The organism is Nocardia amamiensis (assembly GCF_015477605.1).
Classification (GTDB): Bacteria; Actinomycetota; Actinomycetes; order Mycobacteriales; family Mycobacteriaceae; genus Nocardia; species Nocardia amamiensis_A.
In genome coordinates this window covers 52578-59188 of the sequence record NZ_JADLQX010000039.1, presented here as the reverse complement: position 1 = coordinate 59188, position 6611 = coordinate 52578, and the positions used below count along the sequence as shown (strand labels likewise).

General features: G+C 64.6%; 7 protein-coding genes. 2 read left to right on the top strand and 5 right to left on the bottom strand.

Annotation, left to right across the window (positions count from 1 at the left end; all coding sequences use genetic code 11):
* Window positions 1-288: 288 nt before the first annotated feature.
* A complete protein-coding gene (locus tag IU459_RS32600) occupies window positions 289-687 on the bottom strand; it encodes a winged helix-turn-helix transcriptional regulator (protein ID WP_324199114.1) in 399 nt (132 codons plus the stop codon).
* 95 nt (window positions 688-782) lie between these two features.
* On the opposite strand from IU459_RS32600, the gene IU459_RS32595 reads away from it, so the two are divergent.
* Window positions 783-1643, top strand: a complete 861-nt coding sequence (locus tag IU459_RS32595) for an alpha/beta fold hydrolase (RefSeq protein ID WP_195133432.1) — start codon at window positions 783-785, stop codon at window positions 1641-1643.
* A gap of 61 nt (window positions 1644-1704) precedes the next feature.
* On the opposite strand, the gene IU459_RS32590 is transcribed toward IU459_RS32595, so the two are convergent.
* Both IU459_RS32590 and IU459_RS32585 read right to left on the bottom strand, forming a co-directional pair.
* Entirely contained in the window at window positions 1705-2865 is a 1161-nt protein-coding gene (locus tag IU459_RS32590; RefSeq protein WP_195133431.1) for a hypothetical protein, read from the bottom strand.
* 8 nt (window positions 2866-2873) lie between these two features.
* A complete protein-coding gene (locus tag IU459_RS32585) occupies window positions 2874-3800 on the bottom strand; it encodes a metal-dependent hydrolase (protein WP_195133430.1) in 927 nt (308 codons plus the stop codon).
* 250 nt (window positions 3801-4050) lie between these two features.
* On the opposite strand from IU459_RS32585, the gene IU459_RS32580 reads away from it, so the two are divergent.
* Window positions 4051-4680: a TetR/AcrR family transcriptional regulator gene (locus tag IU459_RS32580; RefSeq protein ID WP_195133429.1), complete on the top strand. Its 630-nt coding sequence runs from the start codon at window positions 4051-4053 to the stop codon at window positions 4678-4680.
* Window positions 4681-4777: 97 nt separating this feature from the next.
* On the opposite strand, the gene IU459_RS32575 is transcribed toward IU459_RS32580, so the two are convergent.
* The gene (locus tag IU459_RS32575; RefSeq protein WP_195133428.1) at window positions 4778-5350 is read right to left on the bottom strand and encodes a 3'-5' exonuclease; all 573 of its coding nucleotides are present in this window, start codon (window positions 5348-5350) and stop codon (window positions 4778-4780) included.
* Between the two features lie 148 nt (window positions 5351-5498).
* Complete coding sequence (locus IU459_RS32570; protein ID WP_195133427.1) at window positions 5499-6536, bottom strand: saccharopine dehydrogenase family protein; 1038 nt, start codon at window positions 6534-6536, stop codon at window positions 5499-5501.
* Window positions 6537-6611: the final 75 nt, after the last annotated feature.

The window sequence follows — 6611 nt, the reverse complement described above, 5'->3', positions numbered from 1 at the left end:
CCACCGGCTCACAATCCGCTACGACCGCAAAGGAACTCACTATCTGGGCTTCCTGACGTTGGCGGCCACGCTCACCTGCTTCAAGAAGCTGGCGAAAGCAAAATCAGCCATGTGAGACATGGTCTTATCCGCACATGGCTGAGGCCGACGAAATCCTGACCGACCTGCGTGGCCGGGTGTGCTGTTCGGGCTCGGCAGCCAGATCTACAACTGGGATGACCCGTTCGGCAAGTTGTTCTTGCAGACCTTGCCGAAAACGCCTACCCGCACGTTACTTTGCCCCCCGGGTCAGCTTCGGGAGTCCCAGGCCGAGTTGGCGCGGTCGATCTCGGCCATGTGTTCCTCGGCCCACGCTCGCAGCGCCGCGAGCGGAACTTCCAGGGACAGGCCGAGATCGGTGAGCCGATAGTGCACGCGCGGCGGCACGGTGGGTTCGACGCGGCGTGCGACCAGTCCGTCTCGGGTCAGGTTCCGCAGCGTCACGGAGAGCATCTTCTGCGAAACACCGGGCATGCGCCGCTGGAGCTCCGCGAAGCGCACCTCGTCCGGCGCGGCCTCGGCGAGCAGTTTCACCACCATCGAGACCCATTTCGTGCCGACGCGGTCGAGCAGCCGCCGGGTCGGGCAGGCCGGATCGAACAGATCGCCGCGTGCCTCGGCCGGCTTACGCATGGGACCGGTAGTCACCCCGAGCTCACCACCTGATTCGAACGTGCGGTCTTGGCAACGCCGAACAGCCTACCTACGGTCACCTGGTAACCAATAGTGACTAGGACCAGGTGATGACATACACGTCTTCCGATATCGCGTTGCGCCGCATCGCGACCAATGGCATTCACCTCAATGTCGCGATCGCTGGACGCGGGCCCGCGGTGCTGTTGTTGCACGGGTTCCCGCATACCTGGCAGCTATGGCATGAGGTGATCGGGCCGCTCGCGCAACGGCATCGGGTGATCGCTCCGGACCTCCGTGGCCTCGGGGCCAGCACGAGAGCGAGCGATGGCTATGACGCGGCGAATCTGGCCGTCGATGCCGAAGGGTTGCTGGACGCGCTCGGCGAGCCGACCGCGGTGGTGGTCGGGATCGACGCGGGCACGCCGCCCGCCTTCCTGCTGGCCATGCGGCAGCCCGAGCGAGTGCGGCGCCTGGTGCTGATGGAATCGCTGTTGGGTGCGTTGCCCGGCGCCGAGGACTTCCTGGCGGGCGGGCCGCCATGGTGGTTCGGATTCCATGCGGTGCCCGGCCTCGCCGAGGAAGTTCTCGCCGGTAACGAATCTGCTTATATCGACTGGTTTCTTACCGTCGGCACGCTCGGTCGCGGCGTGCCGGGGTCGATTCGGGACGCCTTCGTAGAGGCCTACGCCGACCCCGTGGCGCTGCGGTGTGCGTTCTCCTACTACCGTGCCATGCCCACCAGCGCCCAGCAGATCAGCGACGCCGTTGCGGCCGCTCGGCTCACTGTGCCGACGATGGCCGTCGGTGCCCATCCCGTGGGTGACGCGCTGGCCCGGCAATTGGCCCCCATCGCCGACGATCTGATCCATCACGTGATTCCCGGCTGCGGGCACATCATTCCGCTCGACGCACCGGCAACGCTCGTGCGGCTGCTCACCGATTTCCTCGCCCGCAACGAGCTTTCGTGAGAGTCCGACTCGCCGAAAATTCTTCGGCTCGTCGCGGGGACACCGCGGCGTGTCTGCCGGTTTATACCGTGTCGGTCGCCAGGGATTCTCTGGTGGAAGGGTTCCTGCTCTCTTCTGCACTTCTTTGCTGCGTCGTGAATATGGCGATTACACAGAGAGTTGCGACAATGAAGCATGCCAGGGTGTACCAGAGGTTACCAATGGGGTCTCCCTCGCTTGTGAGTCCGTCAACTGCGCCGAAGAACGCGGGTAACGCGGTGACCCAGAGCAACGCCATGACGCACAGATACACGACACTGTAGGACCGGACAAAGCTGTTGGTGTATCGGGGAACATCCGGTGTTTCCCGGCGCAGCCGCAACCATTGACGGGCCAGAATCGGAATCGCGACCAGCGAGACGACGACCAGTTCCGCCGCGTAGAGGACTCCGCGGACCGTCGTGCTCCCCATTCCGAAGACTGTGGCCGGTAGCGGGAGGATGAACGTGCCCAGCGACGCGAGGATACCGATCACGATTGTGCGCCAGAGCAACTCGAGACCGGAGAATTGCCGGCCATCGTCGACGTAGCGACCGACAAAGAACTGGACGCAGAGTGCCAGCGACATCGGCCACAAAGCGGCGAACACGACCACGCTGGGCAGTGGGACCGAATCGAACATGGGTTGGTTGAGCGGGTTCGCGGTCGACCATTCCCACCATCTCAGCTGCGGTCCGAGATGGTCGAAGATCTCGTAGAACGCGTGGTGCACGAAGCCTACGCAGACTGCGCCTACGAGCACGCCGTGCTGTCGGAAAACGCCGAGCGTTCTTACGATTTCAAACGCCAGCGTGGCCATCAGCGGGTAGATCGCGATGATGTACAGCGGGAGCCGGCCCCACAGGAATTCCACGGTGAACACGTTGTGCGCGAACATCGTGTCCACGTGGTCTTCGATGCCGAAAGCCGCGGGAAAGTACAGCGGTGGTTCGATGATGAACAGGTATGCGGTGGCGCCGAACCACAGCACCAGGTTGGTGGGATCGCCGTTCCGGCGCAGGCGCACGATGGCGAAGACGAGTGCGAGCACCGCGCCCAGCACGATGGTGAACTCGAGGACCGGCAGGGTCCAGTTCTCCAACCCCAGCGGATTGCGGACCTCGACGACTCCCCCGGCCTCCGGACAGGAGAAGCCGAGTGCCGTCGCCAGCTGCTCGAAGGTGGGTGCGCAATGATCGGACATCGGTCCTCCTACGATGCGGCCGCGTCGGCGGTGTACCAGTGCGTGACGTCGTAGCCGGCGTCGTAGCGCTCGAACCACACGTCGGCGAGTGCGGGCAGCTTTTCGTGGGCGGGATTGTGTTTCGGCAACTGGCTGCGGACGATTCCGGCCAACGCGGTCAGTTGCTCGCCGAGCGGTAGATGGTCGAACGCGCGGTCCATCGGGCCGTGGTCCTCCGCGCTGAGCAGCGGTAACCGCCTGCGCAGGCTCTGCTTACGCCGGTAGGACGCGAACATCGAGAGCGCATCGATCTTCCGATCTTCCAGTGGGACATGCTGGTTGAAGCCTTCGCACGCCATCCGGATGACCTTCATGACGTGCCGGAATATGGACGGAGCCACGCGCATCCGGTAGAGATCGCTGCCGACAACGGAATCGAAGATGATGAGCGCGGAACTTCGATGCTCCACTTCCTCGACGAAGTGCCAGATGAACAGTGACGCGACCCGGTCGTCTCCGGGACGGAAGAGAGTCGAATCGTTGTCCAGCATCAGCTTGAACACCGGGGTGAAGGTCGCCTCCAAGTCGGCGGTGTAGGCGAGCCGGTAGTTCAGCGAGGTCTCCCTGGTGAGCCGGTCGAACTCGCCGATCACTTCGTCGAGCGTCTCCTGCAGCCCTGGGTACCGCTTGATCAGGGCCTTGACGTGTTGGCGATGCGCGGCCGAGTGCTGTCCTTCCTGACGCATGAACGCATCCGCCTCCTCGGCGACCGCGGCGTCGGTGATCAGCGGCTTGGTTTGCAGAATCATCTTCACGATCATCTTTTCGAAGCCGATCGCCAGGAACGAGACCGCGTTGGCCATGCTCGAGAAGGCCGGATTCGCTGGGTTCCAGAGGAAGGGCACGTCGTAGTCCGCGAACGCGAAACTCATCTTTCGGACATGAAGATCGGTCACTTTGCGATACCTCGTTGTACGGAAGTGGGCTGGTCGGCGGCCTTGTTCGGGGTACGCCGCAGCCATGATGGGCTGATCATACACAAAGGCGAGCTTGTGTATGATCAGATTCGTGGTCGCCGCTCGACTCGCATGACCGGCCACCAGACCGCCCTCTGGTACGGTCGGGCCCTGATCCGGATAGTCGGCGGGCCTTTCCACGCGGAGGGCTGCGTGCGACCGAGATGGGTGGAGCCGAGGAAGCGGGACAGTGGCAGGAAGGCGCGGGTGGGGCGGGAGTCCGCCCGGCAACGACGAGGAGGCGTCCCGTCGGATTGTTGCCGCCGCGGTGGAACTGATCGGACGAACGGGTGCGGAAATCAGCATCGCCGACGTCGCGGAGTCCCTGGGCGTCATCCGTCAGACGGTGTACCGCTACTTTCCCAGTGCCGGCGCTCTGATGAAGGCCGCGGCGATCGCGTCCGTCGATGGATTTCTCGACCGGCTGACCGAGCACGTGAGCGGTATCGAAGACCCGGTCGAAGCGATGACCGAGGGCGTGGTCTACACGCTCACCGAGGTGCGCCGAACGCCGCATCTGGGCATTCTGCTCACCGGCACGTACTCGAACGCCCATCCCGAAGGCCTCACCTCCCAAGAGGCGCGGGCCTTCGGAATGACGATGATCAGACGCTTCGACGTCGACTGGGAGAACTACGGGTACGACGACGCATCTCTGCACGAGCTCGTCGAATACGTCCTGCGCACCATGCAGTCGTTCTTCATCTCTCCGGGTAACCCACCACGGAGCGACGATGAGCTACGGCGATATCTGCGCCGCTGGATGGGAGCCGCGATCATCGCGGAAACCAAGTCCGCACGCGTTTCAGGCCGGCGGTAGGCACGTCGAGGTGCTGGTAGCCGGGTCGGCCACCCTCTCGCCGTGACCGCGTCGTCCGCCCGCGCGAGCTGCCGGGGCACGTCATGCGACTGGTTCGTCATCCGCCCGAGGTGGTTCGCCAGCCGTCTCGTCCGATGAGGTCCAAGACGAGAGCGGCGATATTCCAGGCGTCGTCCTCGCCGCGATGGTGACGGCCCTCCAAGGGCAGCCCGGCAATGTGGAGTGCGCTCGCCATGCCCTGGCGGCGGTTCAGTCCGTACGCCTCGGAAAATACCTGCTTGGCATTCGTATGGCGTCGTCCGAAGGGATATTCGACCTCGGTGGCGGCGCACTGCCGTTCGAACTGTTTGCGGTCGTAGTCGCCCCAGCTGGCCCACGGCCGAACTCCGGCCTGGTGCTCGCTCGCCAGTAGGCGGCACGCGTCGGCGAACTCCATACCGGTATCGACTTCGGCCTGAGTGAGTCCGGTGAGTTCGGTGCAGAACTCGCTGACCGTGGAGCGGGTCGGCCGCACCAGGATGCGGTGTTTGGCAATCCGAGCGGCCGCGTCGAGATCGACGACGGTCAAACCGATCTCGATTATCTCGCTGACGGCGCCCGCAGGCACCTTGCCCTCCCAGCACGTCGCCTCGACATCGACCACATTCAGCAGCCGGGAATCGCCGTTCATGCGCCGAGCCTATGGACCGGCGCATCCGGCCTCAATCGGTTTTCCGGTGCCCCCTCACACCGGAGCAACGCCTCCCGACCCGACAGTTCTCGTGACGCACCGCCACTGATTGTCGAATCGCTCAGGCTGTGGGGACACGTGCCCCTGCCTATGGCGTTGGCCCCACCGACCAGCGAATTCCATGCGCCGCAAGAGCTTCCAGGATGTCTGCTGGGTCGAACGCCTGGCTCGGCGCGAGCACGCCGGGCTGAGCGCCATCGGTGGCGAGCCGGACCGCCGCTTCGGCCGCGGCGATTGCCGTGAACTGGTAAGTGTTGGTGCCCTCGACGTAGCCGCGGGCAGTGCCACCCGATCCGGTGACGTCGGCCAACACCAGGAACCGGTCCGGGCTGTCCGGGTCGTCTCGAGGGAACTCGGGCAGGGCTTCGGCGAGTTCGGTGGTGATGTTGAGGAACAGTGTCGCGATCTCGGCGTCGGCGACCCCTTCGACGTGGTCGGCTGGCACATGCCGCGGCACCGTGACCACCTCGCTCAGAGCGAACTTCACTACCTCCGAGGGCTGCGAGTCGCCAGGGAAGGTCACCTTGGTCGTTCGTGCCGGTGTTCCGGTCCGCCAGTCGTCCCTGGTGTAGATCTCGCCGCCGGAGACGAATGTGTCGGCGTTGGCGACCGCGGTCCGGCCGCTGCCACGGGATATCCCGGTGCCGCCGGTGATCCGGTGTGCGAGCGTCACGTGCTCGGGGCGTTCGACCCGCGCGGCGGCCAGCGAGCTGATCAGGTCACCGAGGAAACCTCCGTCGTTGACCATCGGCACCACCGTCACGCCCGCCTGCCGGGCGGGCTCGGAGTAGGTGTCGAAGACCCGCTTGATGTGCGCCTGTTCCCCACTGATGTCGACGTAGTGCGCACCGGCCGCGATGGCCGCACGCACCACCGGCTCGCCGAACTCGATGAATGGCGCCACAGCGTTGATCACGACGTCGACGTCGCGGAACGCCTGTGCCAGTGCCTGATCGTCGAGCTGGGCGACGTGGATGGCGGCATCCGGCAGGCCGGACTCGGTTGCGGCCGCACGCAACCGGTCGGCGTCCCTGCCGACCAGCAGCGGACTGATGCCGCGTCGGCGAAGATCGGCGAGGATGAGCCTTCCGGTGTGCCCGCTGGCGCCGTAGACGGCGATTCTCATGTCGGTTCCTTCGTCTTCAGGTGGTTGACATGAATGACCATATGAACACTGAGGAATACGAACAATGTCGAGAAA